Genomic DNA, 25593 nt, shown 5'->3' with positions numbered 1-25593 from the left:
TTTTTCTCGCCGGTGCAGACCGACGACGAAGACGCTGCGCCCGGGGAGAATGCCCATGATTAGAAACCGGTATTTCGTTCCTTTGCTGTTATTCGACGGAGCGGCGATGGCGCTGGCCGTCCTGCTCGCTTACGCTCTAAGATTCGATGGAAATATTCCGCCGGAGTATGCAAAAGCGATCAAGTATGTCGTTCCGGTCTACGAGATCTTGTTCTTCTCTTTGTTTATCCATCACAAAGTTTATAAAAAATCCTGGAGGTATGCCGAAATCAAAGATATCTTCGGCTTGATTGAATACTTGTTTTTGGCCGGAGGGCTCGCTTATATCGTTTTTTCGGGCGCCGGTTACATAAATCCGTCTTTTGTGGTTCCAAGGAGCATTCCGATTATGGTCGTGCCTTTTTCAATCATCGGGATTCTCAGCGCCCGGTTTCTGATGAATCGGGCTGAGGGCTCCCGAAACAAAATTCATCCGGGGCAGCGCAAAGCGCTCATTTTCGGAGCCGGCGATGCGGGAACGCTGATTGTAAAAGAACTTGGACGTTCAAAAGTCGAGACCTCATTCTATCCGGTCGCGTTTATCGACGATGCAAGAAGAAAACACAATATGGAGATCATGGGTCTGCCTGTACTGGGAGGCCGACAAGATATTCCGGGGATTGTGCAGCGCCTGAATATTCAAACGATCATCCTCGCTCTTCCCGTCGTCAGCGAGCGCGATATGAGAGAGATCGTCGATATCTGTCGGTTGACGGGATGCACGCTCAAGACAGTACCCAGAATGATCGATTTGATCCACGGAACCGCCGGTGTAAACGCGATACGCGATGTCAGCGTCGAAGATTTGTTGGGGAGAGACCCTGTACAAATGGACTCCAATGCCATTCGTAGAACGGTAACTGGCAAGACCGTGCTGGTTACCGGAGCCGGCGGGTCGATCGGCTCGGAATTGAGTCGGCAGCTTTGCGGCTTCCAGCCGGAAAGACTTATCCTGCTCGGCCGCGGGGAGAACAGTATTTATACGATCCAACAGGAACTTAAGCGAAAATTCGAAGATGTCGCGGTCGAAGCCGTAATCGTTAACATACAGGATCGAAAGGGATTGGAAGCCGTATTTGCCCGATGTCTGCCCGAGGTCGTTTTTCATGCGGCGGCCCATAAGCACGTTCCCTTAATGGAAGCCAATCCGATTGAAGCGATTAAGAACAATATTTTCGGTACGCGAAATGTTGCGGAATGTGCCGATCACTATAGAGCTGCACATTTTGTGCTCGTTTCTACCGATAAAGCGGTGAATCCCGGCAGTGTGATGGGCGCGACTAAAAAAGCGGCCGAATCTATTGTGTATCGGCTGCAAAAGCATAGCGGGACCGTTTTTGCTTCGGTACGCTTCGGCAATGTATTGGGGAGCAGGGGAAGCGTAGTGCCTATATTCAAAGACCAGATTGCAAGAGGCGGTCCCGTTACCGTTACTCATCCCGATATGGTTCGTTACTTCATGACTATTCCCGAGGCGGTTCAGCTTGTGATTCAGGCCTGCGCTTTTGCGGAAGGCGGGGAATTGTTCATTCTCGATATGGGCAAACCGGTCCGTATTGCGGATTTGGCGCGCGACCTTATTACATTGTCGGGTCTGGAACCGGAAAAAGATATTGAAATTCGTTTTACCGGTATTCGCCCGGGAGAGAAATTGTATGAAGAAATTCTGAGTCCCGAAGAAGGAGCCGCCGCAACTAAACACGACAAGATTTATATCAGTCGTGCCGCAGAGATTCAAGATAGCGCTTTTGAAGAAAATTTGGACCTATTGCGGATTTTGTGTGAGAGCGATCAAAACGAACGAATGACGCAAACCGTCCGCGAGCTGCTGCACAAGCTGGTGCCGACCTATTGTATGCCATCCATACGGGAGATCGGGATCGAAACGGAAATTTCCCGACAAGAAAATTCGATTGCTTTACAGCCGCATAGAACCTGAACGCCAAGGAGGCACGCACATGCGCATTCTGGTAGTCACACAGTATTTTTGGCCGGAAAATTTTAAAGTGAACGATCTGGTGCTGGGCCTTCAGGAAAAAGGACACGAAGTCGTCGTTTTGACGGGAAAACCCAATTATCCCTCCGGACGTTTTTTTGACGGCTACGGCTTTTGGAAGAAGGCGACGGAAAACTATCGTGGAGTTCGGGTTCTGCGCGTGCCGCTTATTCCAAGAGGGACGGGAAGCGGGATAAGGCTGCTGTTGAATTACGTTTCTTTTTGTTTATCCGCCAGCGTTGCTGCCCCTCTGCGCTGCAGAGGAGCATTCGATCTGATTTTTGTTTACGAACCTTCGCCGATAACGGTAGGATTTCCCGCCGTGCTGATGAAGAAAATTAAGCGGGCCCCTTTATTTTTCTGGATACAGGATCTCTGGCCTGAAAGTCTGATGGAAGCCGGGTCGGTCCGTTCGCCCCGGATTCTCGATTACGTGGCAAAAGGCGTACGCTACCTGTACCGAAACAGCGACCTACTTCTTGCCCAGTCTTTACGCTTTCGTGAAAGCATCGAAGCGTTTGGAGCTCCGCCGGATAAGATCGTTTATTATCCCAATTGGGCCGAATCGTATTACAGGCCTTTGAATACGGCGTCGTCGGTTAGCGAAAGTATACAAATGCCTGAAGGATTCAAAATTATGTTTGCCGGAAATTTTGGCGCCGCCCAGGATATTCGGACTATTCTGGATGCGGCCGGGGAATTGCGGGAACATTCGGATATACAGTGGGTATTTCTCGGAGACGGCAGAATGCGAGGTTGGCTGGAACAGGAGATTGTAAACCGGGGACTTCAGCAGAGCGTTCATCTGCTCGGTCGATTTCCGCCGGAACGGATGCCGGACTTTTTCGCCAAAGCGGATGCTCTGCTGGTAACCTTGAAGAAAAGTCCTTTATTCAATCTTACAATCCCGAGTAAGCTGCAATCTTATCTTGCCTGCGGTAGGCCCGTTATCGCTGCGCTGGATGGGGAAGGAGCACGAATTCTGCGGGACTCGGGCGGAGGGATCGTATGTCCGGCCGAATCTCCGACAGCATTGGCCGCAGCTGCACTGCAAATGAAGGCGCTATCCGTAGAAGAAAGACTGGCTATGGGAGAAAGCGGCATCGCTTATTATAGGGCGCATTTTGAACGCAATATGTTAATTGACAAATTAGATGGTTGGATCGGCGATTATGCGGGGCGCAAGCCTGCGGCGGAAGGAGAAAATTGATATGGCGAAAGTGCTTATTCTGGGCGGAAGCGGCATGCTCGGCCATACTCTGTTTACATTGACGCACGAGCAAGGTGAGCATGACGTGTACGCGACGGTGAGATCGAAAGGCCTTATAAGCCGGAACTGTTCCGCGTTGCAGGCGAATCGTATTTTTAACGGAGCCGATGCCGATCGTCCGGAAAGTATTTATACCGTAATCAGAGAGTTGAGGCCGGATATTATCGTCAACTGTATCGGAATTATCAAACAAATGCCGGAAGCCGAAGATGCAGTGAAAACGATCCGAATCAATGCTTTGTTTCCGCATCTCATAGCAAATCTTTGCGAAGAGCTGCATATCCGTATGATCCATATCAGTACGGACTGCGTGTTTGACGGCCGAAAAGGGATGTATACGGAGAACGATCCGACTTCTGCAACCGATTTGTATGGAAGAACCAAGCAGCTCGGCGAAATTGTCGACAGCGCACGCGTGCTGACGCTGCGAACTTCGATTATCGGGCACGAACTTAAAAATTATGTAAGTCTCGTCGGCTGGCTATTACGACAAAAGGGAAGCATTAACGGGTATACACAAGCTGTATTTTCCGGATTCCCGACTGTCGAACTTTCCCGAATCATCCAACGGTACATTTTTCCGTCGCCCGAACTGCACGGTCTATACCACATCTCCGCCAAGCCGATTTCGAAATACGAATTGCTTAAGAAAGTGGCGATTCGTTACGGTTTGGATGTGGACATTGCGCCTTATGCGGAGTTTAAAGAAAACCGGTCGTTGGATTCTTCGAAATTCCGGCGCGCAGCCGGCTATAATCCGCCGCAATGGGATGAATTGATCGAGGATATGTACCAAGACTATCAGAAGTTCAAACGCAGACAGGGGGATGCTTCGGATGTCTATATTTGAAGATAAAACGGTCGTTGTCACGGGAGGGACCGGATCGCTCGGAAAGACGCTGGTTCGTCGTTTGTTGGGAGGCGAAAAAGGAACCCCGCGCAAGATCATTGTGTTTTCAAGAGACGAAGCCAAGCAGCACGAGATGAGACTGATGTTTCAAAATCGTTCGGTCACAACGGATGAGGTCATTTACCGCAACTTCATGCAGCGTCTCGAGTTTCGCATCGGCGACGTTCGAGATTACAGAGACGTATGCTCGGTACTCAAGAACGCCGATATCGTAATTAATGCGGCGGCGCTTAAACAGGTACCAACCTGTGAATATTTCCCTATGCAAGCCGTTATGACTAATGTTACGGGCGCTTCGAATATTGTGCAGGCGATCACGGAAAATGATTACCCGGTACAGACGGTGGTGGGTGTAAGTACCGACAAAGCATGCAAGCCGGTTAACGTTATGGGAATGACTAAGTCGCTTCAAGAAAAAATTCTTCTTTCGGCCAATGTTCTGAATAAAGACACCAGGTTCGTATGTGTGCGTTACGGCAATGTACTGGCTTCAAGAGGCTCGGTTATTCCATTGTTTCGCAATCAGATTCTGCACGGAGGACCGGTTACCGTCACGCTGCCGGAAATGACTCGTTTTCTGCTCAGTCTGAATGAAGCGGTAGATACGGTATTTGAAGCGGTGGAATGGGCGCTGCCGGGCGATACCGTCGTTCCCCGCGCATTCTCCGCTACTGTATTTAATATAGCCAGGGCGTTAATCGGAGACCGCGATATCGAAGTGTGTTCTACAGGAATTCGGCCGGGAGAGAAGATGCACGAAATCCTGATCTCGGAAGAAGAGGCTTACTACACGATCCCTCACGGTGATTATTTTTCAATTCGCTCTTCTCTTCCGGAATTGAGCGGGATACAAGCACAGCCCAAGCTGCTCGAAAAGGAATTCAGTTCGGCGGATACCGTGCTGGATTTGCCGGGTACGATCGAACTCTTGAACAAACATGGATTATTGGCGTCGAGCCGCAGTGAATACGATGTCCAATCGGAGCTGCTGCGATAAACGACAATCGATCGGGATAGAGAGGAGGAGCAAAAGGTGAAAGTCATGACTATTGTCGGAACGCGGCCTGAAATCATCAAGCTTTCGCGTGTTATCCCGTTGCTGGATCAGCATATGGATCATATTCTGGTCCATACGGGACAAAACTACGATTATGAACTGAACGAAATATTCTTCAGTCAAATGCGCATAAGAAAACCGGATTTTTTTCTTGAAGCGGCCGGAAACACGGCGGCCCAAACGATTTCGGGTGTAATCTCGGGCGCGGATCTTTTGTTCGAGAACGAAAAACCGGATGCGCTGCTGCTTTATGGAGATACTAACAGCTGTTTGTCGGCAATCTCCGCCAAAAAGCGGAAAATCCCCATTTTTCATATGGAAGCCGGAAATCGCTCGTTCGATCAGAGAGTTCCCGAAGAAAGCAATCGCAAAATCGTAGACCATCTAAGCGATATCAATATGACGATCACCGAACATGCCAGGCGGTATTTGCTTGCCGAAGGGATTCGTCCGGAGACGATCATTAAAGTAGGCTCGAGTATGAAAGAAGTATTGACGCATTACCGGCCGGATATTCTAAATTCGCGCATACTTGAAGAACTCGAACTGAAGAAAAACGAATATTTCGTCGTTAGCATACATCGCGAAGAAAATGTCGATTCGGATGAACGGCTTCGCGAAATATTGCAAACGCTCGGAGCGGTTGCGAAGCGTTACGACCGGACGTTGATTGTATCGACTCATCCGCGTACCCGAAAAAAGCTCGAAACGTTGGAAGACGCGCACCGCGATGAGAAACTTCGTTTTCTCAAGCCGCTCGGCTTTTTCGATTATATTCATTTGCAAAAGTACGCTTACTGCACGCTGTCGGACAGCGGCACAATCACCGAAGAGGCTTCGCTGCTGCAATTTCCGGCCGTGACGCTTCGTCAAGCGCATGAGCGTCCCGAAGGCATGGACGAAGGGACGCTTATTATGTCCGGCCTGCGTCGCGAGGAGGTTCTGTCCGCGATCGAAGCAGCCGTTTCGGCATTCGAAAGCAATCCGTCTCCTTATCGAATCGTACCGGATTACGAAGCAGACGGATTGTCGTGGAAAGTGCTGAAGATTATCCTGAGCTATACGCATTACGTAAATCGCACAGTCTGGCATAAATAAAACGCCGAAGGGGAGGACGATATGGAAAAGGTTATGGTAACGGGAGCGAACGGCTTCGTTGGGCGCCGCTTATGCGCCGACTTAACGTCGCGCGGCTACGAAGTGCTCGCGGCGGTAAGACGTCCATGCCGGGATTTACCCGTAGCGGATTCAAGAATTCATATATGTCCGAACCTGACGGCCGATGCGGCTCATTTAATGGAAGGACTGCAAACCGTCGTACACCTTGCTGCTCGCGTGCACCAGGTTCGAGAGCTTTCGTCCGATCCGCTGACGGAATTCAGAGAAGCAAATGTCGAGCTGACCTGCAGGCTTGCGGAGCAAGCGGCCGCAGCCGGCGTCAGGCGCTTTCTGTTTGTAAGTTCTATCAAAGCGAACGAAGTGCCGGAGCGGGATCTTTTTTGTGAAGAGCCGTCGAACAGCGATTTTTATTCGTTAAGCAAAAGAGAGGCCGAGCTCAAGCTGCTTGAATTATCGGCGCGTTCCGGAATGGAAGTACTGATTATCAGGCCGTGCCTTGTATACGGACCCGAAGTGCGCGCGAATTTTTTACAGCTTCTGCGGCTGATTCAGACCGGAATGCCGCTGCCGCTCGCTCGAATCGATAATCTCCGAAGTTTTATTTTTGTGAATAATTTGACCGATGCGCTCGCTTACGGAATAAAAGCCGATAGACCCACAAAACAAATTTACCCGGTATCGGATTTTCAGGATATTTCAACGGTCGAACTAATTCGTTCTTTGGCTCATGCCGCAGGCAAAAAAGCCAGACTGTTTTCTTTTCCGCCTCAGCTGCTTCTTTCGGCCGGCCGATTAATCGGCCGCGAGGCGCTTGTCGAACGTCTGACCGGATCGCTCGTTATCGGTGACGTTTCATTTAAGGAAGAACTGGGTTGGAAGCCTCCTTACACTTTCAAAGAAGGGATTGAACAGACGGTCGAATGGTATATCCGAACCCGTAAAGGAGCCTGAGCAGTATGTACAGAGGGGTTAAAGCATTCTTCGATCCGGCAGCCGCGCTTTTGCTTATCGTCCTGCTAAGTCCTCTGCTTCTGATCGTTGCCGTTTCAATTCGGTTGGAATCGTCCGGCCCCGTTTTCTTTATGCAGCGGAGACTGGGACAGTCGGGACGATTTTTTACGATTCTCAAATTTCGAACGATGCGAGTCGGCACGCCCGAGCTGGCTACCGATTTAATTGAAGAACCATGCCGCTATCTGACTCGAATCGGTGGTCTTTTGCGCCGGACGAGTCTCGACGAACTTCCGCAGTTGATCAATATTTTACGCGGGGAAATGTCGTTTGTCGGCCCTCGGCCTTCGCTTTACAATCAGTACTGGCTTAACGAAAAACGGATTGGGCTGGGAATCGTAGAGGCAAAGCCCGGTTTGACCGGATACGCGCAGGTTCTGGGGAGAGATTCCATAAACGATATCCTGAAGCTGGAGTATGATCTTTTTTATGTGCGGAATATGTCGTTTTGTCTCGATGCGCGTATTCTTGTCCAGACTTTCGGTTCTGTTATTCGCGGCGTAAACATCAAAGGTTGAGTTTTTATTTAAAGCGAGCGCCGCGAAAAAACTTATGCAGCCAAGTGATAAAAAAGTACAGAACGTACAGCATCGCAATCATAAAAATAAGCGTGGGTTCAAGCGTTCCAAACCAGAAAGGAGCCTGCCAGAACAAAATCGTTTTTACTCCGATGTATACAGCCACTGAAAAATGAAAAAAATTCGATGTCCAGGATAAAAGAGTACCCGCAAGAATCACGCCGCAAATTATCGCTGTCCCCCATACGATCCCGGCCCATCCCCAGTTTGCATAGTTTTCGAATAATGCCGGGAGCGGCGCGCTGCCGTATCCCGTATTGCCATAAATATAAGGGTAGATCATATCTGCTACGCTGACCGGCGTATAAGGGAATAGACCGAACAAGTTCACGACCGAAGTTCCGTCAAGAAACGGATGCTGTGCAGGGAAAATTCGAAACATGATTGCGGCAGCCAAAGGATATACCTCGAAAATACGATGGATGATAATGCCGGACAAATAAGGCAAGGAATCGACGCCCATATAAACGATATACAGAAGCATCAAAAGAACGAACGAACCGAAAACGGCAATGGCGATACGTACTAACGGCAGACGCTTGGAGTAAATCGCGACGATGAATACCAGCGAAGCAAACAAATACATGACATACTGCTTATTCAGCAGAAGAAGAGAAAATAAGATCGAAGCCGCGACAATCGAGAAAATCCCGTGTCTGAAACGGGGAGGTATGTTTAACTGAAGCCGTTTCCTTCCGGCATAGGCCGAAAAAGCAAGAACCACCAAAAATAAAGGGACTTCGAACATTCCAAGTGCGTACCAGTGGAATTTTGGGGAAAGGACAATGCTCACGCGTTCGTCGACGAGCACATTCCACTGTCCGTAAAGATCGAAGCGAAGAAGCAGGGGCGGGCTTAACAGCAAGGAGCATAACAATACCGATATACACGCTATGGTAAACAGAATGATAACGTATATCCGGAAACCGGGAAATTCGGTATTCGACGCCTTCTCTGTTGAAAGAGTTCTTTTGACGAAGCGGCGGCGAATCTGCACAAGAATCAGGAAAAAGAGAAAGAAAATTATCGACACAAAAAAGTAAACGGCATAGTACTCGGGCATCTTGGGTTCGATACGCGAAGACAGGGATCCGATTAGATTCAGAAATAGAAATCCGGAAACGGCAATGAAGTAAACAAAGTAAAGCCGGATCGTTTTCGTCAATAAGATTAACAACAAAGGAATAAGAGTAAGCAGAAGGCTCAGTGTATAAAGAGCGTATACGAGAATGGAGTTCATGATTGCGAACCTCCATTTTTCTTTGATGCAAGCTTGCGAGCGTTCCATATCATCCGATGCATCGAACGGCTTACGGAAGTGCGGAGCATCATTAATAAAGCCGGGCCGAGCCGGATTTTATTATTGTAAGAATAAGCGGTTTTGATCTCCTCCACACATCGCTTCATACGCCCGCCCCGCAAATGAATTCGGGCCGATACCAGATGCGCGTTACCGTAGCATACGCATTTCTGCCGAAGCAACGTATCCGGAACATCGTCTCGCCGGAAATAAGCATCCATGACCCGTACATATTCGGTAGCCGAGTACTCGTCGATCTTGAAATAAGACAGGGATTTGGGATGCATTCTATACAGCGCGCAGACACGAGGCGCCATAATAAATGATCCGATCAGTCCCGCCCTCATCCAGAATTCACGGTCCGGAGCAAGTACAAGATCCGGCCTCCAGCCTCCGACGCGTTCGAGCAGATCTCTTTTGAATAAAGCGCCTACTCCGATATAACATTCCTGATCCCGGACCAGTGCTTCGTAATCGAATTCGCGACAAATCGAGCTTCGAATCGTACGGGAATTGGGGTCGATCAAATCACAATCCGGGAAAGCAACCACCGCTTCCGGACTTGAGAGCAGAGCATTCACTGTTTCTTCTACCGACCAGGGATGCAGGATATCGTCGGAACTTAAATAACCGACAATCTCGCCGTTGGCCAGACTCCATCCCTGGTTCAGAGTCAAAGACTGTCCGAGGTTCGATTGACTGATAATACGGACGCGGTTTTTATATCGGCCAAGAACTTCGGGAGTTGTATCGGTAGAGCCGTCGTCAATCACGATATATTCAATATGCGGGTATCGCTGCGCCAGCACGCTGTCAATCGTTTCTTCCAGAAATTCGGCCTGATTATAAGCGGGCGTAATAATGGTAACCAACGGTTGTTTTTCTGAAGGATGCAACGACATGGAATCACCTCAACTTTTTCCGGAAGGATATTTGAGCAGAGAATACAAAACACCGATCAGTGCTGCCGAACATGAAGACAACAAGGCGAACAGGATGTGCGGAACGCTCTCGGGCTCCTGCGGCGCGGACGCCGGAAATACTGCAATGGCTTGAAGATCGTCCGTCTGCCGCTCGGGTTGTTCGGTTTGAAGTTCTTCCGACAAAGACGTATTCTGAAGTTCGGATATTTCATGTTGTTTACGAGCCGTTTGCTTTACGGACTCCTCGTACTCTGCCTGCAGATGCAGCGTTTCCAGTCGAGCCGCTCCATGTTGTTTCTGAAGCTCCGAATAATCGGCACTATCGATTTTTTCTTCTGCCGCTTTATCTAGGCTTTGCTTAAAGGCCTGTTCCTCCGCTTTTTTTCCAGCAAGCTGCTCCTGAATTGAAATCTGATATTGATTATCTTTGACCAGCGAATTCAGCAGTGAGTTTACTTCTGCCAGATTGGCAAATTCTTCCGCAGATAAATTGGCCAGTCTGGCGGCCTGTTCGGGACTTGGGGCTTTAGCGGATAATTCAACGGAATTCAGATTAGGATAAGTTTCAAAAAAAATTGCCGAATTGAGCTTTTTTCGCGTATAGGCAGGATCGTCTAACTTTCGATGAATTCGTTCCAACGAAATGTCGCTTCGAAGCTGATCGGACAGCGATTCGAGGTTGACGCTAAGGTACAGAATTTCACCGGCATCTCCGAGGGTATTTACGGTAATCCGTGCCGTTGCGACATAAGAAGGTTTAATAAACAGCCAAGTCAAAGCAAAGCTGATTAAAAACGTCGCGACCGCAAATGCCGCAATGATTTTTTTGCCTTTATGCAAAGCCTGAAACAGCTGATCGAAATCGAATTTTTCATTCATTGGGGGCCTCCATTTTCAGGGCTTCAAGGCGGTTATCTGTTCAACTAGCACTTCAGCCGACGGATCGGCCGAGAGTAACGTTTGATAGATAAGCTTATCTTCGCTTCCGGCGGCTCGAAGCGCCGCTATATACCAGCAGGCTATTTCGCGATCGGAAGCGACGGTATAATCAAGAGCGGCAAGCTGCGGTTTGAACACTTCGGCGGCCTGGACAGGGCTGCCGGACAAATACATCATTTTTCCGACATTCAGGATGATGCCCGGCGTGACTACGAACGTTTGAGCCGGACGGACATCGAGCGGGGCAGCCTGCCACTGTTTGGCGAGCGCCTCCATTTTTTGATATGCGCGGATGCCCTTATCGAAATAATAGCTGGCTTCTTTCCGGTTTTTTCGGGCCAACGCCTGCTCGCCCAGCGTATAAGATAAAGTGACTGTCTGTTCATATACGGTCGTGTTCCATTGGAGTTTATCAACTCCGGCTTCTGCAAATTCGAGCGCCCGATCTTTCTGGCCCGCCAGAGAATAGCCGTTAACCAGCCGTTGAATAACGGACCGATTAAACGGTTCGTTATCGTAAATTTGAATCAGCAGACGACTTGCTTCTTCAAGCAAAGCGGGCTCCGGATTCTGCTCGTAACTGTTCTGGAGGAGAACCGCAAGTTGGATTGCGATATCGGGATAAAGTCGAATATTTAGCGTACGATCAATCGACCTGCGGAGTGAAGAGTACTCCAGTTGTCCGCCGCTTTGCATAATAGCGGTAGCTTGCTGAGCGGCATTCGCTGCTGCAAGAAATCTTGCGCCCATTATAATAGCAATTAAACTTCCTACCAACAATGACGTTTTATAAACGTAACTCCATATATTTACTTTGGGAGGTTTAAAAAAAACGCCGTCCTCCAATGAAGACGCCATTCCGCCGAGAGATAAAAAAGTCAATATTCCAATATACAGATAGCTCATGTCGAAATCCAGCATGCTGTGGACCAGGAGGGGCAATGCTATGGCGGCGAAGATGAATTTTTCTTCTTTTTGCGTTTCGACTGTTTGACCTAGCTGCCTGATAAAACCGAAGAATACAAGACCAAGGAGAAAGATCAAAGATAACAATCCGACTAGTCCGGTTTCGTTCAAACTTTGAAGCAAGTAATTATGCGTTTGACTTGTTTCGTACGGAAGACTCTGATATTTGGGGTATAGAGTCGCCCAGGCACCGCCGCCGGCGCCGGTTATCGGATAGTCCCGAAATAAGCCGATTGAATCCCGGTAGAACATCAAACGCTCCGCCGCGCTGCGCTGTTGAATATCCAGCGCCTGCAGGCTGGTTTGTAAGGATATCGGAAGCATGCGCCTCATCCCGGTTCCGAGCAGCAATCCGATCGCAGTGATGAAAGTCAAGAGCAGTATCGATGGAATCCAAAGATTTGCCCGCTTTCGGGCAAGCAGAGCAGGAAGCCTCGTTTCTAATTTCTCAGGCTTAAGTCTGTGAATCAGCATCACTGCCGCACCGTTGGCAAACGATGCCGCCAGAAGTAGGGACCAGGCCGCTGCGGCATCGCGTCCGTCGAATTGCTGCTGGAGCCCTATGCCGAGCGTTCGAAAAGGAAGGAATACGAGAAGAGTAAAAAGTGCGGAAGGCAGCAGCAGTGCCAGCGTCCATATTTGTTTGAGCGGTTTAAGCATTGCAAGCAGCAGAAGAAAAGAAAGAGGAAGTGCAAGCAGCCCGCCGCGTGAAGCGGTTAGCAGCAAAGAGATCGATATTGGAACCAGTAGAGCGCCTTGGAAAAAACGGATTTTTACGCTCGAACGAGGAATTGAAAACAGTAAGGCCATCAGAAGAGCTGTCAAGAATGCGGCGTACGTATTCGGATATTGGAAGACGGAGGTTAAACGACGCTGTTCCAAATTAACCAGTACGGCATCTTGATAGGTACCGTTTGACAATACGGCGTTCGAGAACCAGCCAACCGCTTTGCCCGCAAACTTCTGAGCGCCCAACCAATTCATCAACCCGAAGATTACGATCAAAGCGCCGCTGCCGATTAAGGTTCCCGTAACGGCCCGGCGAGCCGAAGAATGTCTGAATAGATACAGCCCAATGATGAAAAAGTGCGCGAGAGTCAAACTGATCAGGATAGCGTCCGAAGCCATATAAAACGAAGCTGCGCGCACCAAAGCGAGCGTATAAGCAAAAGGAAGAAGCAAAACTGCTGCCGCTGCTGCTCCTCGCCCGCCATCTATGCGGAGTTCGCTGCGAAAACGGAATAGGATTAATATCATTAGCAGACCGGACACCACTGAAGAAAAGTAGACCGGACGCATAAAAATCAGCTGCTGCCCGGTGAATAACCCGTGTTGAAAAGGCGCCCAGATTAAAAACAAAATAAGAATCGCCCAAATTACTTGCAGTGTATAAAAGGGAACTTTATATTGAGGAATTTGCTTTTTTTTATTCAAATTGCCCCCGCCCTTCATCTCGATTGCGTTACATCCACAAATACCAGATCAGCCAGCTCAAGAACGCCCCGAGCCACGATACATTTCCGAATACCGCCACGATCTTGCGCTCGTTCCAGCCGTACTTCAAACTGTAGTGGTAGTGGATCGGCGTCATGCGGAAGATGCGCTTTTTGGTCCGTTTGTAATAAGCGACCTGGATAATGACCGAGAATTGTTCCGCAAAATAGATTACAAACAGCAGCGGCACGAGAATCTCGACTTTTTCGATCACGGCCATCAGCGAAAGCGACCCGCCGATCGCGAGCGACCCGGTATCGCCCATAAACGCTTTGGCCGGGTATTTATTGTACAGGAACAATCCGAGCAGCGCGCCGACCATGATAAGCGAGAACAGCTTGACCGACGAATGGTCCGAGATCACGAAGAAGAACAGATAAGTCGGAATCGCGACGATAATCAGCAGGCCGTCCAGGCCGTCGGTGAAGTTGATCGCATTGGCCGAACCGACGATAAACAGCAGCATAATAATGAAGTAAACCACGGCCGGCAGCGTCCAGACGAATCCGCCCGGGAACGCGATCGTCGGTTCCACGCCGAAGCTGTTCATCGCAATCAGCAGCAGAGTGATCGTAAACGCAAACTGGAAGATCAGCTTCGCTTTGCCCGAGATCCCCTGCGGGTCCTGGAACGCGGCTTTCTTGAAGTCGTCGCTAAAGCCCACAATGCCGAACAAGACGAACGACGCGGCCAGCAGCCACATGAGCGGCGTCGGCTGAGCGATCACGGCGATCAGCACTCCGACCATAAAGATCATGCCCGCCATCAGCGGCGTGCCTTTCTTGGCCTGGTGATCGGGCGGCAGCTCCTTGCGGATCGGCTGGAGCCAACCGATGTTGCGCAGCGTGCGGATCCAGAGCGGAGCCAGCAGAGCGACGAGTACGAATGACAGAATAGCGGCAATCAACGTGTAAAAATTCATGGGTTTCAGTCTTCTCCAATCGGCAATTCAGATTTTGAAGCGGTTCTATCGGTTAATAATAGAAGTAAAGGTTATGTAACGCGCTCGCATGAACACCGTAACTCCCTTATTTTAAGCAATTTGCACGCCCGCCACAAGAGAAGTCCGGCAGAAATTGGCTTTTTTTCACGGGACGCATGCGCAAACGGGAAGAGGGACGGTCCGTTCGGCTATTTCAGACCAGTCTTTAGGAGGAAACCACAGATGAGTAAACAGAAAGTTCGCAAAGCGATTATTCCGGCGGCCGGCCTCGGTACGCGCTTCCTGCCCGCCACCAAGGCGATGCCGAAAGAGATGCTGCCGATCGTCGATAAGCCGACCATCCAATATATCGTGGAAGAAGCGGTCAAATCGGGCATCGAGGATATCATCATCGTAACCGGCAAAGAAAAACGCGCGATCGAGGATCATTTCGACACTTCTTTCGGCTTGGAACAAACACTTGAAGAAAGCGAGAAGTGGGATCTGCTCGAAGAAGTCCGCAAACCTTCGGAGATGGCCGACATCCACTACATCCGGCAAAAAGAACCCAGAGGTCTCGGCCATGCGATCTGGTGCGCGCGCAAATTTATCGGCAACGAACCGTTTGCGGTTCTGCTCGGCGACGATATCGTCGAATCCGATACGCCGTGCCTGAAGCAGATGCTCGACGTATTCGACAAGCACCAGGCTTCGGTCGTCGGCGTGCAGGAAGTGCCGTGGGAGGACGTGTTCCGTTACGGAATCGTGGACAGCGAACCGATCGAAGGCGAAGAACGCACGTTCAAAGCCAACGGTTTGGTCGAGAAACCGAAACGCGAAGACGCGCCGTCGAACCTGGCGATTATGGGACGCTATATCCTGACGCCGGAAATCTTCGAGATTCTGGAGAATCAGCCGACCGGCGCCGGAGGCGAGATCCAGCTTACGGACGGAATCGCCACGCTCGGCCAATCGCAGGAAGTCCTGGCGTACAATTTCGAAGGGCAGCGGCACGACGTGGGCGTCAAGATCGGGTTTATCGAGACGACGATCCATTACGCGCTGCAAAACGAAGAAATGAGCGAGCCGCTGGCCGCTTACATGAAGAAGGCACTGGCCGAATACGAAGAAAAGCGTTAAAATAGCGAACGGGGAGCCCGGCCTGACGGCCGGGCTTTCGCATGAAGCCGTGCCGACGTCTTCTTCGGTAAACGCACGGCCGCAAACCGGCCGTAAAGGAGAAATTAAAGTGCCGCCCAAACCGACTCAACCGCACGCAGCCGAATCGTCGGGACCGACCGGACTTTCCCGGCCGCCCAAACTGCTGCTCATTATCCCCGCGTTCAACGAACGCGACAATATCGGCCCGCTGCTGCTGAGCCTGCGCGAAGCGGGACTGGAAGCGCTGGTCGTCAACGACGGATCGACCGACGATACCGCCGAAGTCTGCGCCGAGGCGGGCGCCAACGTTGTGAGCCTTCCCTGTAATCTGGGCATCGGCGGAGCCGTGCAGACCGGCTACAAATATGCCTGCTCGCACGGTTACGATATCGCCGTCCAGTTCGACGGCGACGGCCAGCACCGCGCCGAGTTCATCCCCGCGCTGATCGCTCCGCTGCTGGCGGGCGAAGCCGACCTGACGATCGGCTCGCGCTATATCGAGAAGCGCGGCTTCCAATCGACGCCGATGCGCCGCGCCGGCATCCGTTATTTCAGCCGTCTTATTCGCCTGATTACCGGGCAGACCGTCACCGATCCCACCTCCGGCTTTCGCGCCGTCAACCGGCGGATTATGACCCTGTTCGCGGCGCACTATCCGAGCGATTATCCCGAGCCGGAATCGGTGATGCACGTGCTGCGGCTCGGCGGCCGCGTCGCCGAGGTTCCCGTGCTTATGTCCGAGCGAAGCGGGGGCCGCTCTTCGATCCGCAGCTTCCGCTCGGCCTACTACATGGTCAAAGTATCGCTGGCGATCCTGATCGATATGCTGAGAGGAAGCGGGATGAGAAACGTATGATTTCGCTCAAACTGCAGCTGCTGCTGCTGGCGGTCAGCCTGGCCGTCTTCGTTTTGTTTATCAACCGCATCCGGCGCTATAAACTTGAACTGAAATACGCGTTGATCTGGATTTTCCTCAGCACCGCGGCGGTGGTCGTATCGATCTTTCCGCAGATTTTTTTCTTTATCGCGCGGCTGATGGGCATCGAAGTCCCGGTCAACGCCGTGTTTCTGCTGTCCGTCTCGGGCATTTTTCTGATTCTGTATACACTCACCGTGTCGCTCTCCAACCATTCCCGCAAGCTGCACACGCTGACCCAGGAGCTGGGCCTGATGCGCAACCGGGTAGAAGAACTGGAGCGGAGACTCGAACAAACGCAGGGAGGGCGAGACCATGAACCGGAACGATGATCGGCCGGCGCCGGCGGGGCGGACTTCCGGCTTTTCGCGTTTTCGGCCGCTCCGCGCCCACTTGATCGACTTTATCAAATACGGCGTAGTCGGCGTGTTCGGCACCGCGCTTCAGACGGGGACGCTGCTTCTGTATGTGGAAAAAGGCGGGGGCGACCCGCTGGTGGGCGCGGCGCTGGGCTTTATCCTGTCGCTGCTGTTCTCCTATGCCGTCAATCTCCGCTGGACGTTCAAAAGCAGCGAAGGCTCGCTGTCGGTCCTGCTGCGGTATACGATCGTGTCCTGCGCGGGTCTGGCGCTCAATCTGCTGATCCTGTATCTGTTCGACCGGGTGCTGGGCTGGTGGTACGGCTACGGCCAGGCGGCGTCGATCGTGCTTGTGCCGATTCACAACTTTATCTGGAATAAAGCGTGGGCGTTCCGCTCGCCGCCGACACGGGAGGTCCGCTGAATTGTTTTCCTTAAAAGAAGAAACCCGCCGTACCCGCCTGCGTCTGCTGATGCTGTGCGCGCTCGTGTTCCTCGTCAGCTGCGCGATCTCGCTGTCTTACGGCGACCGTCTGCTGCTCGGTTCCTACGCCGGCATGAACGACGACGACGTCAAATACGTGCAGACCGCCGACAAACTGCTGGAAACCGGCGTACTGACCTACAACACCGGTGATGCTCCGTCCACTTTTATTATGCCGCTGTTTCCGCTGCTGCTTGCCGGCGCGAGATGGCTCGGAGGCGAACACGGCGCGATGCTGCTGCGGATTGTGCAGGGAGCGTTTCAGGCGCTGGGCGTTTATCTGATGTTCGTGCTGGCAAAGCGCGCCCTCGGCGGCACCCGCGCGGCGATGACCGCTTCCGTGCTGCTGGCGCTGTATCTGCCCGATTACTGGCTGTCCGGATCGGTGCTGACCGAATCGACTTTTCGCCTGTGCCTCATGCTGACCGTCTGCTTGCTGCTGCATGCGCTGGATAAGCCGGGGGTGCTGCGATGGGCGCTGTTTGCCGTTTGTTGGACATCGCTCTGTTACTTCAAACCGCACGCCGCGCTGCTGCCGCTGATTCCCGGATTGTTCTGGTTGGCGCGGCGCTATTCGTTCGGACGCATGCTGGCTTACACCGCGGTGATCCTGAGCGTGTTCGCGCTGCTGATGTCGCCCTGGTGGATTCGCAACTACGAAGTCTTCGGCCGCTTTATCCCGTTCACCGAAGCCGCCGGCAGCCCGATGATTCTGGGCGCGGTCGCGTTCGGGCAGGTGCCGGACGGCTTCTACGACAAGTATCCGCAGTACGGCGGCGATGTCATGAGCGGCTCGGACGACGATATGGCGAAGGCCGCGGTCCGGATGGCGATATACGGATTCACGCACGAACCGCTGAAATACCTTGCTTTCTACACCGCGGGCAAGTTCGGCGGCCTGTACGGAATCGCGTATTGGGAGCGGCCGATTCTGGGTATGACCTGGGCGCATTACTTTATCGTACACGCGGCTTACCTGCTGCTGGGGATTTACGGGATCGTGCTGGCGTTAAAAAGAAAGCGGCGTTCCGCCTACGCGCCGCTGGCCGTGCTGGCGTACTTTACGCTGATTTATGTGCCGTTTATCGCGATTCCGAGATACGGCTATCCGAATATGTTTTTATTTATCTTGTTTGCGGCGCCGGCGCTGCTTGAATGGTATGAGCGTTGGAGGAGCAAGCGTAGACAGATTCTTTTGAAAAAAGTCCAATCCGTTAGAGAACCATGAATGCTGCGAGAGAAATTCCTTAGCGTATGCTTCCGACGTGTCTTTCTTCGGTCAAGTCCATATTTGTGTGTGAAAAAGATGCGGCTCGTCGATCCAGCGGCGAGGTCGGAAGACGCTGCCGCCACTCAAGACTGAAGGGAACACCGGGGATGCCCCTCAAATGTTGCCGCCAGGTCAGCATTTTAGCGAAAAATTTGAGGGTCGAACGAAAATGCTGACGAAATGTACACATTTGGACGTGAAAATCGCGGAAAACGACGATTTGTTCGTAAAATGTGGACGAAAAGTCAGCATTTTTCCGTATCGGTTCTTTTTTAGTCCGAAATGCGGACTAAAAGTGCACATTTTCTGTGGGGCTTCAAAGGACTTGCACGGTGGGTGTGTAAAAAGAATAGCCGGTTGTGCCTCCTTTTTGGGGAAGTGTTTTTACACATCATTATGGACTTGACCTAATATCCCTGCGTCTATCAAGTTGTTCGCATTGGGATGCGAGCGAACCTGATCACTTCGTAGATCAGGCTGTTCACCATGTGAAACGACTTGCTGTCGTGCCTCCAACAAGTTGTTCGCATTGGGATGCGAGCGAACCTGATCACTTCGTAGATCAGGCTGTTCGCCATGCGAAGCGACTTGATATCCTGCGTCTATCAAGTTGTTCGCATTGGGATGCGAGCGAACCTGATCACTTCGTAGATCAGGCTGTTCGCATTATATACGAACAAAAAATTGACACGGTCTTTCGCGTAGAATAGACTTATCTTGGAGCAACCTGTCCCGGCAGGCGGACAAGGCGGATGGAGGAATGGAATTGAGCAGGATGTTCGAGACGTGGAGACACGTTTTTAAGCTGGACCCGGACCGGGAAATATCGGACGAGGCGCTGGAAGCGGTCTGTTTATCGGGCAGCGACGCGATTCTCGTCGGCGGTTCGAGCGGCGTGACTTACGAGAACACGGTGGAGCTGATGTCGCGTATCCGGCGATACGAGCTGCCGTGCGCGCTGGAGGTCTCGACGCTGGAATCGATCGTGCCCGGTTTCGATCTGTATCTGATTCCGATGGTCCTCAATACGGACCGGGCGGAATGGATCGTCGGCCGGCACCGGGAAGGCATCGAAAGCTTCGGCGAGCTGATCCCGTGGGACATGCTGGCGGCCGAAGGCTACATCGTGCTCAATCCCGATTCCACCGTTGCCCGCCTGACCGGCGCCGAGACGGATATCGGAGCTCCCGCCGCCGCGGCTTATGCCCGCATGGCGGATAAGCTGATGCGGTTGCCGATCGTTTATATCGAGTACAGCGGTACTTACGGCGATCTCGACCTCGTGCGGGAAGTCCGCCGCGCGACGAGCGAAGCCGCCGTTTTCTACGGCGGGGGCGTCCGCGATTACCAGGCGGCGCTGAACGCCGCCCGCGCCGCCGATACCGTCGTCGTCGGCAACGTCGTTTACGACGACTTGCCGTCCGCGCTGAACACCGTTCGCGGCGTCCGCGACGCCGATCCGGCCTGACCGGCCGCGAGCCTTTTGAACCGTTCCGCCAACCAAGCCGCTTCTGATCGAAACGGCTTCACAGCGACCTACAACGTCATCAAGCCAATCCCGGAATGCATAATCGCGTGCATTCCTTATGCCTTTTAGTCTTTTTGTTTTTCAACCCAACCCAACGCGCGAACGGAGCGGAGGGAGGCGGGGAGCCCGAAGAAGCTGTACGTTGTTTCATATTGTTACAAATTTCGTGCGCCGGATTCGTTCTTAAAGCATAAACGAATCATTCGACGGTGAGCGTTACTTTCGAACGGAAACAACGTATTGAGCGTTCGCCTTTCAAATTCGTTTTTCACCTTATAATATCCGATCGAAAAAACGAATTTGAACAGCGATCGTAGGGCCCCCGCCTCCCGCAGCGTCTCCCAATGCGCGCCCACCCTTCTCCCAAAGAAAGGAGCACCATCATCATGTCGACTTTTAACCTCGATGAATCGATCGCCCGCCTCAATCCGCAGCAGCGCAAAGCCGCGCTCAAGACCGACGGGCCGCTGCTGATTATGGCCGGAGCGGGCAGCGGCAAGACGCGAGTGCTCACGCACCGCATCGCCCACCTGATCCAAGCGCGCAAAAGCGCCCCGTGGGGCATACTCGCCATCACGTTTACCAACAAAGCCGCGCGCGAGATGCAGGAACGGGTCTCGGCCCTGGTTGGCCCGGACGGCAAAGAAATCTGGGTCTCCACGTTCCACTCCATGTGCGTGCGCATTCTGCGCCGCGATATTGCCCGGATCGGCTTTTCGTCCAACTTCTCGATCCTCGATTCGGGCGACCAGCTTTCCGTCATCCGCAACTGCATGAAAGACCTCAACCTCGACACGAAGAAATTCGAGCCGAAGGCCGTCCAGGCCCTCATCAGCGCGGCGAAGAACGAACTGATCACCCCGAAGATGTACGAGCAAAAAGCCGGCGGCGACTTTATGGAGTCCATCGCGGCCAAAGTGTACGGCATGTACCAGAAACGCCTGCGCAGCAACAACTCGCTCGATTTCGACGATCTGATCATGACCACGATCGACCTGTTCAAAGAAGTGCCGGAAGTGCTCGATTCGTATCAGAAGAAATTCCGCTATATCCACGTCGACGAATACCAGGATACCAACCGCGCGCAGTATATGCTGTGCCGCATGCTGGCCGAGAAGCATCACCAGATCTGCGTCGTGGGCGACAGCGACCAGTCCATTTACCGCTGGCGCGGCGCCGACATCACGAACATCCTCAATTTTGAAAAAGATTACCCGGAAGCCGAAACGATCCTGCTCGAGCAGAATTACCGTTCCACGGCGAACATTCTGAATGCCGCCAACGGCGTGATCGGGCGCAACACCGGCCGCAAGCCGAAGAACCTGTGGACCGATCAGGACGGCGGACCGAAGATTCGCGTGTTCCGCGGCAGCACCGAGCACGACGAAGGGTATTTTGTCACGGGCGAAATTCATAAGAACATCAAAAAGAAAATGGTTTACAAAGATCACGCCATTCTCTACCGTACGAACGCCCAGTCCCGGGTTATCGAAGAAATTCTGATCAAGTCGGATATCCCGTACCAGATCGTCGGTGGCATCAAATTCTACGACCGCAAAGAAATCAAGGATCTGCTCGCCTACCTGCGCCTGCTGTCCAATCCGGACGACGATATCAGTTTGGTTCGCGTCATCAACGTGCCCAAGCGGGGGATCGGCGATACGAGCGTAGCGAAACTGGCGGCGGCTGCGACCGAACGCGGCGTGTCCATGTTCAAGATTCTCGAAGTGGTGGACGACCTCGGCTTCGCCGGACGCACGCGCAACGCGCTGGTCGAATTTTACGATATGATCGTGGCGCTGCACCGGATGGTCGACTACCTGTCCGTCACCGAACTGACCGAGAAGATTCTGGAGATGAGCCAGTACCGGATCGAGCTGCAAAAAGAAAACACGCTGGAGTCCAAAGCCCGCATCGAGAATATCGACGAGTTTCTGTCCGTTACGCTGGAGTTCGAAGCGCGCAACGAAGAGAAGTCGCTGGTGTCGTTCCTGACGGATCTTGCGCTGATCGCCGACATCGACTCCATGGGGGAGAAAAAAGAAGAAGTTTCCGACGACGCTGTGATCCTCATGACCATGCACAGCGCCAAAGGTCTGGAGTTCCCGGTCGTGTTTATTATCGGGATGGAAGAAGGCGTGTTCCCGCACAGCCGGGCTTTCCTCGACAACGACGAGCTCGAAGAAGAACGCCGGCTCGCTTACGTGGGCATCACCCGCGCGGAGAAGCAGCTGTATCTGTCCTGCGCGCAGATGCGTACCCTGTTCGGACGCACGACGGCGAATCCGCCCTCGCGTTTCCTCCAGGAGATTCCGGACGAACTTAAAGAAGATACCGGCATCAATCCCGACCGCTACCGCCGCGGAGGCGATCCGGATAAAGGCTACGGCAATTCGCGCGGAGGCGGAAGAAGCTTCGGCGGAGGTTCATCCTCGTCGGGCGGCTTTGGAAGCTCAGGCCGCGGAAGTCGTCCGGGCGCGGGATCTTCGCCGACCGGCATGGGCCGTCCCGCCGTCGCGCCGCGCACGTCGGGCGTGACCGTTACTCCGGCCGGCGGACAGCCCGCCGCGCGGAGCACCAACAATACCGGCGCTTTCCAGGTGGGCGATAAAGTGGCGCACGGCAAATGGGGCGAAGGCACGATCGTATCGATCAAAGGCAGCGGCAACGACACCGAGCTGAACATCGCGTTCAAAGCGCCGGTCGGCATCAAGCGGCTGCTTGCGGGTTTTGCGCCGATTACCAAGGTGGAGTAAACCGAAAAGGAGAGAACCTATGGACGCGATGCACGAGATGGAAGGGCTGGTCGAGGAACTCAACCGCTACAGCTACCATTACTATACGCTGGATCAGCCGCTGGTCAGCGACAAAGAGTACGACGTCCTGTACGACCGTCTGGTCAAGCTGGAGCAGGAGAGCGGTCTGGTGCTGCCGGATTCGCCCACGCTGCGGGTCGGCGGCGAGCTGCTCAAAGGCTTTTCGCCGCACCGGCATCTGGCCCCGCTCTGGAGTCTGGACAAAGCGCAGAACGAAGAGCAGCTGACCACCTGGAGCAACCGCGCGCTGAAGCTCTGGAACGATTACAACACCAAGAATCCCGACAATCCGCTGCCGGAACTCCAGTATGCGCTGGAACTCAAATTCGACGGCCTGACGCTGAACCTGACCTATACCGACGGCAAACTCGTGCAGGCGGCGACGCGCGGCAACGGCGTAACGGGCGAAGGTATTTTGGAGCAGATCAAAACGATCCGCTCCGTTCCGCTGTCCATCCCGTACAAAGACGGCACGCTTGAGATCCAGGGCGAAGGCATCATGAACCTGTCCGTGCTGGAAACGTACAACAAGGCGGCGCTGGAACCGCTCAAGAATGCCCGGAACGCCGCCGCCGGCGCTCTGCGCAACCTGAATCCGAAAGTCACGGCGAGCCGCAAGCTCAGCGCTTTCTTCTATAATGTAGGCTACAGCGACAACCGCGCGTTCTCCAGCCATATGGAAATGATGGATTTTCTGCGCGAGAACCATTTTAAAATCAATCCTTACATCTTCTACTTCGACAAATTCGAGGACGTGATGGAGCAGCTGGAAGAGATCGAAACGGGGCGCGGCAAGCTCGATTACCTGATCGACGGCGCCGTCGTCAAGATTGTCGATGTGCGCACGCGTTCCGTATTCGGCTATACCGACAAGTTTCCGCGCTGGGCCGTCGCCTACAAATTCGAAGCCGAAGAAACGACCACCGTGCTCGAATCCGTTTCGTGGGAAGTGGGCCGCACGGGCAAGATTACGCCGATCGCAAGACTTGCTCCGGTGGAACTGGCGGGCGTGACCGTCAAGAACTGCACGCTCAACAATATCGGCGATATCGAACGCAAGAACTTGAAGCACGCGCTCGGCACCCGTGTGTTTATTCGCCGCTCCAACGACGTCATTCCGGAGATCCTGGGCAAAGTGACGGAAGAAAGCGACGGCGAGGAGATCGTATATCCGGAAAAATGTCCGGCGTGCGGCTTCCCGCTCGTGCAGCGGGGCGCGCATTTGTTCTGCGACAATACCCTTTCGTGCAAACCGCAGTCGATTGCGAGGATTACGCATTTCGCTTCGCGGGACGCCATGGATATCGAAACGTTCAGTATCAAAACGGCCACGCAGCTCTATGAAGAATTGACTGTGCGCGAGCCTGCCGATTTGTACGAATTGAAGCAGGAGTCGCTGGTCAAGCTGGAACGCTTCGGAGAACGCAAAGCGAGCAACCTGCTTGAAGCGCTGGAGCACAGCAAAACGCGAGACCTGGCTTCGTTCCTGTTTGCGCTGGGCATTCCGAACACCGGTAAGACGACGACCAAGATGCTGTCGGAGCATTACCGCGATCTCGATAAAGTGATGAACGCTGCCGCCGAAGAACTGATTGAACTGCCGGATGTAGGCGGGATCGTGGCGGAAAGCATCGTGAACTACTTTAACGATCCGTTTATGCGCGCGGGCATCGAGAAGATGCGCCAGCTCGGCGTCAATCCGACCCTTCCGGAAGCGCGGGAAGAAGTTGAACAAGATTCGTATTTCAGCGGCAAAACGGTCGTGCTTACGGGGACGCTGCATCAGCTTACACGCGACGAGGCGGCCGAAAAGCTGGAAGCGCTGGGCGCCAAAGTGACGGGCAGCGTATCTAAGAAAACGGATATCGTAATCGCCGGAGAGAAAGCGGGCAGCAAGCTCACCAAAGCGCGCGAACTGGAGATCGAAGTGATCGAAGACGAAGACGAACTGATTCGGCTGCTGAACGAGTAACAAAGCCGCCGACGATAACGGGAGAAAAGCCTGGGCTGACAGGCTTTTCTCCCGTTACGGGTTCCGTGTTTGCGAGACTTGAGACAGGTGAAGATTGGGAAGAGAAAGACTTTGCGATTTTCTTTAAAAAAATGCTTGCTTTCTTGTTTGCGGGATGATAAGATATTTCTTGTCGCTTCTGACGGACACTCAAATAAAACGGACTTCGGAAAAACGGTTCGAAAAAAAGAGTTGACAAAGGAAAGCGATAAGAGTAAGATGTAAAACGTTCGGCAAGTTAAGTTGCCGGCCGCAAGTTCTTTGAAAACTGAATGGTGAGTGAGTTGCGACGATGCAGATCGTCGTGAGAAAAATAGATTCTTGAGCAATCGAGAATCCACAACGTTCGGAATGAAAATCGCGGATCCTTCTGGGTAAAGCGAATTGAAATTCCAACGCCAAGCTTCAAAACGAGCACATGGTGCTTTCTTTTAAACGGTGACTTCGGTCGCCAACTTTAATGGAGAGTTTGATCCTGGCTCAGGACGAACGCTGGCGGCATGCCTAATACATGCAAGTCGAGC

20 protein-coding genes and 1 rRNA gene are annotated in these 25593 nt (G+C 52.7%); 16 read left to right on the top strand and 5 right to left on the bottom strand.

Translation table 11 applies throughout. The annotated features are described in order from the left end of the window. Positions 1-55: 55 nt before the first annotated feature. Genes QWJ34_RS19830 through QWJ34_RS19800 form a run of 7 tightly spaced genes read left to right on the top strand, consistent with a single transcriptional unit; the run spans position 56 to position 7920 of the window. On the top strand, positions 56-1978 hold the full coding sequence (locus QWJ34_RS19830) for a polysaccharide biosynthesis protein (protein ID WP_302730528.1): 1923 nt from the start codon (positions 56-58) through the stop codon (positions 1976-1978). A gap of 19 nt (positions 1979-1997) precedes the next feature. Beyond that, positions 1998-3245: a glycosyltransferase family 4 protein gene (locus tag QWJ34_RS19825; protein WP_302730526.1), complete on the top strand. Its 1248-nt coding sequence runs from the start codon at positions 1998-2000 to the stop codon at positions 3243-3245. A 1-nt stretch (position 3246) separates the two neighbouring features. After that, positions 3247-4155, top strand: a complete 909-nt coding sequence (locus QWJ34_RS19820; protein WP_302730525.1) for a dTDP-4-dehydrorhamnose reductase family protein — start codon at positions 3247-3249, stop codon at positions 4153-4155. Further along, positions 4142-5212, top strand: coding sequence for a polysaccharide biosynthesis protein (locus QWJ34_RS19815; RefSeq protein WP_302730523.1), 1071 nt, complete (start codon positions 4142-4144; stop codon positions 5210-5212). The genes QWJ34_RS19820 and QWJ34_RS19815 overlap by 14 nt, the downstream gene beginning before the upstream one ends. 45 nt (positions 5213-5257) lie before the next feature. Then, positions 5258-6370 carry a non-hydrolyzing UDP-N-acetylglucosamine 2-epimerase gene (gene wecB / locus QWJ34_RS19810; RefSeq protein ID WP_302730734.1) on the top strand — a complete coding sequence of 371 codons (1113 nt, stop codon included), beginning with the start codon at positions 5258-5260 and terminating at the stop codon, positions 6368-6370. Positions 6371-6391: 21 nt separating this feature from the next. Continuing rightward, positions 6392-7342 carry an NAD-dependent epimerase/dehydratase family protein gene (locus QWJ34_RS19805; protein ID WP_302730521.1) on the top strand — a complete coding sequence of 317 codons (951 nt, stop codon included), beginning with the start codon at positions 6392-6394 and terminating at the stop codon, positions 7340-7342. 5 nt (positions 7343-7347) lie between these two features. Further along, positions 7348-7920, top strand: coding sequence for a sugar transferase (locus QWJ34_RS19800; RefSeq protein ID WP_302730519.1), 573 nt, complete (start codon positions 7348-7350; stop codon positions 7918-7920). Positions 7921-7924: 4 nt separating this feature from the next. Here QWJ34_RS19800 and QWJ34_RS19795 read toward each other — a convergent pair whose 3' ends face one another. The 5 genes from QWJ34_RS19795 to mraY are packed head-to-tail and all read right to left on the bottom strand — an operon-like array spanning position 7925 to position 14524. Next, the gene (locus tag QWJ34_RS19795; protein WP_302730517.1) at positions 7925-9220 is read right to left on the bottom strand and encodes a hypothetical protein; all 1296 of its coding nucleotides are present in this window, start codon (positions 9218-9220) and stop codon (positions 7925-7927) included. Next, a complete protein-coding gene (locus QWJ34_RS19790) occupies positions 9217-10182 on the bottom strand; it encodes a glycosyltransferase family 2 protein (protein ID WP_302730515.1) in 966 nt (321 codons plus the stop codon). Before QWJ34_RS19790 ends, QWJ34_RS19795 begins: the two co-directional genes overlap by 4 nt. 9 nt (positions 10183-10191) lie before the next feature. Then, positions 10192-11082: a Wzz/FepE/Etk N-terminal domain-containing protein gene (locus tag QWJ34_RS19785; protein WP_302730513.1), complete on the bottom strand. Its 891-nt coding sequence runs from the start codon at positions 11080-11082 to the stop codon at positions 10192-10194. Between the two features lie 15 nt (positions 11083-11097). After that, positions 11098-13542 carry an O-antigen ligase family protein gene (locus QWJ34_RS19780; RefSeq protein WP_302730511.1) on the bottom strand — a complete coding sequence of 815 codons (2445 nt, stop codon included), beginning with the start codon at positions 13540-13542 and terminating at the stop codon, positions 11098-11100. 28 nt (positions 13543-13570) lie between these two features. Further along, the gene (mraY, locus tag QWJ34_RS19775) at positions 13571-14524 is read right to left on the bottom strand and encodes a phospho-N-acetylmuramoyl-pentapeptide-transferase (RefSeq protein WP_302730509.1); all 954 of its coding nucleotides are present in this window, start codon (positions 14522-14524) and stop codon (positions 13571-13573) included. Between the two features lie 243 nt (positions 14525-14767). Here mraY and galU point away from each other — a divergent pair, with 243 nt between their 5' ends. From galU to QWJ34_RS19730, 9 genes are all read left to right on the top strand, one after another. Further along, a complete protein-coding gene (gene galU, locus QWJ34_RS19770; RefSeq protein ID WP_302730507.1) occupies positions 14768-15664 on the top strand; it encodes a UTP--glucose-1-phosphate uridylyltransferase GalU in 897 nt (298 codons plus the stop codon). 109 nt (positions 15665-15773) lie between these two features. Next, the gene (locus tag QWJ34_RS19765; protein ID WP_368046911.1) at positions 15774-16541 is read left to right on the top strand and encodes a glycosyltransferase; all 768 of its coding nucleotides are present in this window, start codon (positions 15774-15776) and stop codon (positions 16539-16541) included. Then, positions 16538-16933: a DUF2304 domain-containing protein gene (locus QWJ34_RS19760; RefSeq protein WP_302730505.1), complete on the top strand. Its 396-nt coding sequence runs from the start codon at positions 16538-16540 to the stop codon at positions 16931-16933. The genes QWJ34_RS19765 and QWJ34_RS19760 overlap by 4 nt, the downstream gene beginning before the upstream one ends. Then, a complete protein-coding gene (locus QWJ34_RS19755) occupies positions 16917-17384 on the top strand; it encodes a GtrA family protein (RefSeq protein ID WP_302730504.1) in 468 nt (155 codons plus the stop codon). Before QWJ34_RS19760 ends, QWJ34_RS19755 begins: the two co-directional genes overlap by 17 nt. A 1-nt stretch (position 17385) precedes the next feature. Then, entirely contained in the window at positions 17386-18672 is a 1287-nt protein-coding gene (locus QWJ34_RS19750) for an ArnT family glycosyltransferase (protein ID WP_302730503.1), read from the top strand. 802 nt (positions 18673-19474) lie between these two features. After that, complete coding sequence (gene pcrB, locus QWJ34_RS19745; RefSeq protein ID WP_483314292.1) at positions 19475-20182, top strand: heptaprenylglyceryl phosphate synthase; 708 nt, start codon at positions 19475-19477, stop codon at positions 20180-20182. A gap of 446 nt (positions 20183-20628) precedes the next feature. Next, a complete protein-coding gene (gene pcrA / locus QWJ34_RS19740; RefSeq protein ID WP_302730502.1) occupies positions 20629-22998 on the top strand; it encodes a DNA helicase PcrA in 2370 nt (789 codons plus the stop codon). A gap of 19 nt (positions 22999-23017) precedes the next feature. Beyond that, positions 23018-25030 carry an NAD-dependent DNA ligase LigA gene (ligA, locus tag QWJ34_RS19735; RefSeq protein WP_302730500.1) on the top strand — a complete coding sequence of 671 codons (2013 nt, stop codon included), beginning with the start codon at positions 23018-23020 and terminating at the stop codon, positions 25028-25030. Positions 25031-25526: 496 nt separating this feature from the next. After that, positions 25527-25593, top strand: a 16S ribosomal RNA gene (locus QWJ34_RS19730); the annotation flags it as partial.

The sequence above is a fragment of the Saccharibacillus sp. CPCC 101409 genome (assembly GCF_030518235.1).
Classification (GTDB): Bacteria; Bacillota; Bacilli; order Paenibacillales; family Paenibacillaceae; genus Saccharibacillus.
The sequence above is the reverse complement of the archived record's forward strand: the minus strand, read 5'-3'. Positions and strand labels throughout refer to the sequence as shown.

Bases quoted from the DNA above. Each gene is read 5' to 3' on its own strand.
- QWJ34_RS19830 (WP_302730528.1), top strand. From the start codon at position 56: ATGATTAGAAACCGGTATTTCGTTCCTTTGCTGTTATTCGACGGAGCG.
- QWJ34_RS19825 (WP_302730526.1), top strand. From the start codon at position 1,998: ATGCGCATTCTGGTAGTCACACAGTATTTTTGGCCGGAAAATTTTAAA.
- QWJ34_RS19820 (WP_302730525.1), top strand. From the start codon at position 3,247: ATGGCGAAAGTGCTTATTCTGGGCGGAAGCGGCATGCTCGGCCATACT.
- QWJ34_RS19815 (WP_302730523.1), top strand. From the start codon at position 4,142: ATGTCTATATTTGAAGATAAAACGGTCGTTGTCACGGGAGGGACCGGA.
- wecB (WP_302730734.1), top strand. From the start codon at position 5,258: ATGACTATTGTCGGAACGCGGCCTGAAATCATCAAGCTTTCGCGTGTT.
- QWJ34_RS19805 (WP_302730521.1), top strand. From the start codon at position 6,392: ATGGAAAAGGTTATGGTAACGGGAGCGAACGGCTTCGTTGGGCGCCGC.
- QWJ34_RS19800 (WP_302730519.1), top strand. From the start codon at position 7,348: ATGTACAGAGGGGTTAAAGCATTCTTCGATCCGGCAGCCGCGCTTTTG.
- QWJ34_RS19795 (WP_302730517.1), bottom strand. From the start codon at position 9,220: ATGAACTCCATTCTCGTATACGCTCTTTATACACTGAGCCTTCTGCTT.
- QWJ34_RS19790 (WP_302730515.1), bottom strand. From the start codon at position 10,182: ATGTCGTTGCATCCTTCAGAAAAACAACCGTTGGTTACCATTATTACG.
- QWJ34_RS19785 (WP_302730513.1), bottom strand. From the start codon at position 11,082: ATGAATGAAAAATTCGATTTCGATCAGCTGTTTCAGGCTTTGCATAAA.
- mraY (WP_302730509.1), bottom strand. From the start codon at position 14,524: ATGAATTTTTACACGTTGATTGCCGCTATTCTGTCATTCGTACTCGTC.
- galU (WP_302730507.1), top strand. From the start codon at position 14,768: ATGAGTAAACAGAAAGTTCGCAAAGCGATTATTCCGGCGGCCGGCCTC.
- QWJ34_RS19760 (WP_302730505.1), top strand. From the start codon at position 16,538: ATGATTTCGCTCAAACTGCAGCTGCTGCTGCTGGCGGTCAGCCTGGCC.
- QWJ34_RS19755 (WP_302730504.1), top strand. From the start codon at position 16,917: ATGAACCGGAACGATGATCGGCCGGCGCCGGCGGGGCGGACTTCCGGC.
- pcrB (WP_483314292.1), top strand. From the start codon at position 19,475: ATGGAATTGAGCAGGATGTTCGAGACGTGGAGACACGTTTTTAAGCTG.
- pcrA (WP_302730502.1), top strand. From the start codon at position 20,629: ATGTCGACTTTTAACCTCGATGAATCGATCGCCCGCCTCAATCCGCAG.
- ligA (WP_302730500.1), top strand. From the start codon at position 23,018: ATGGACGCGATGCACGAGATGGAAGGGCTGGTCGAGGAACTCAACCGC.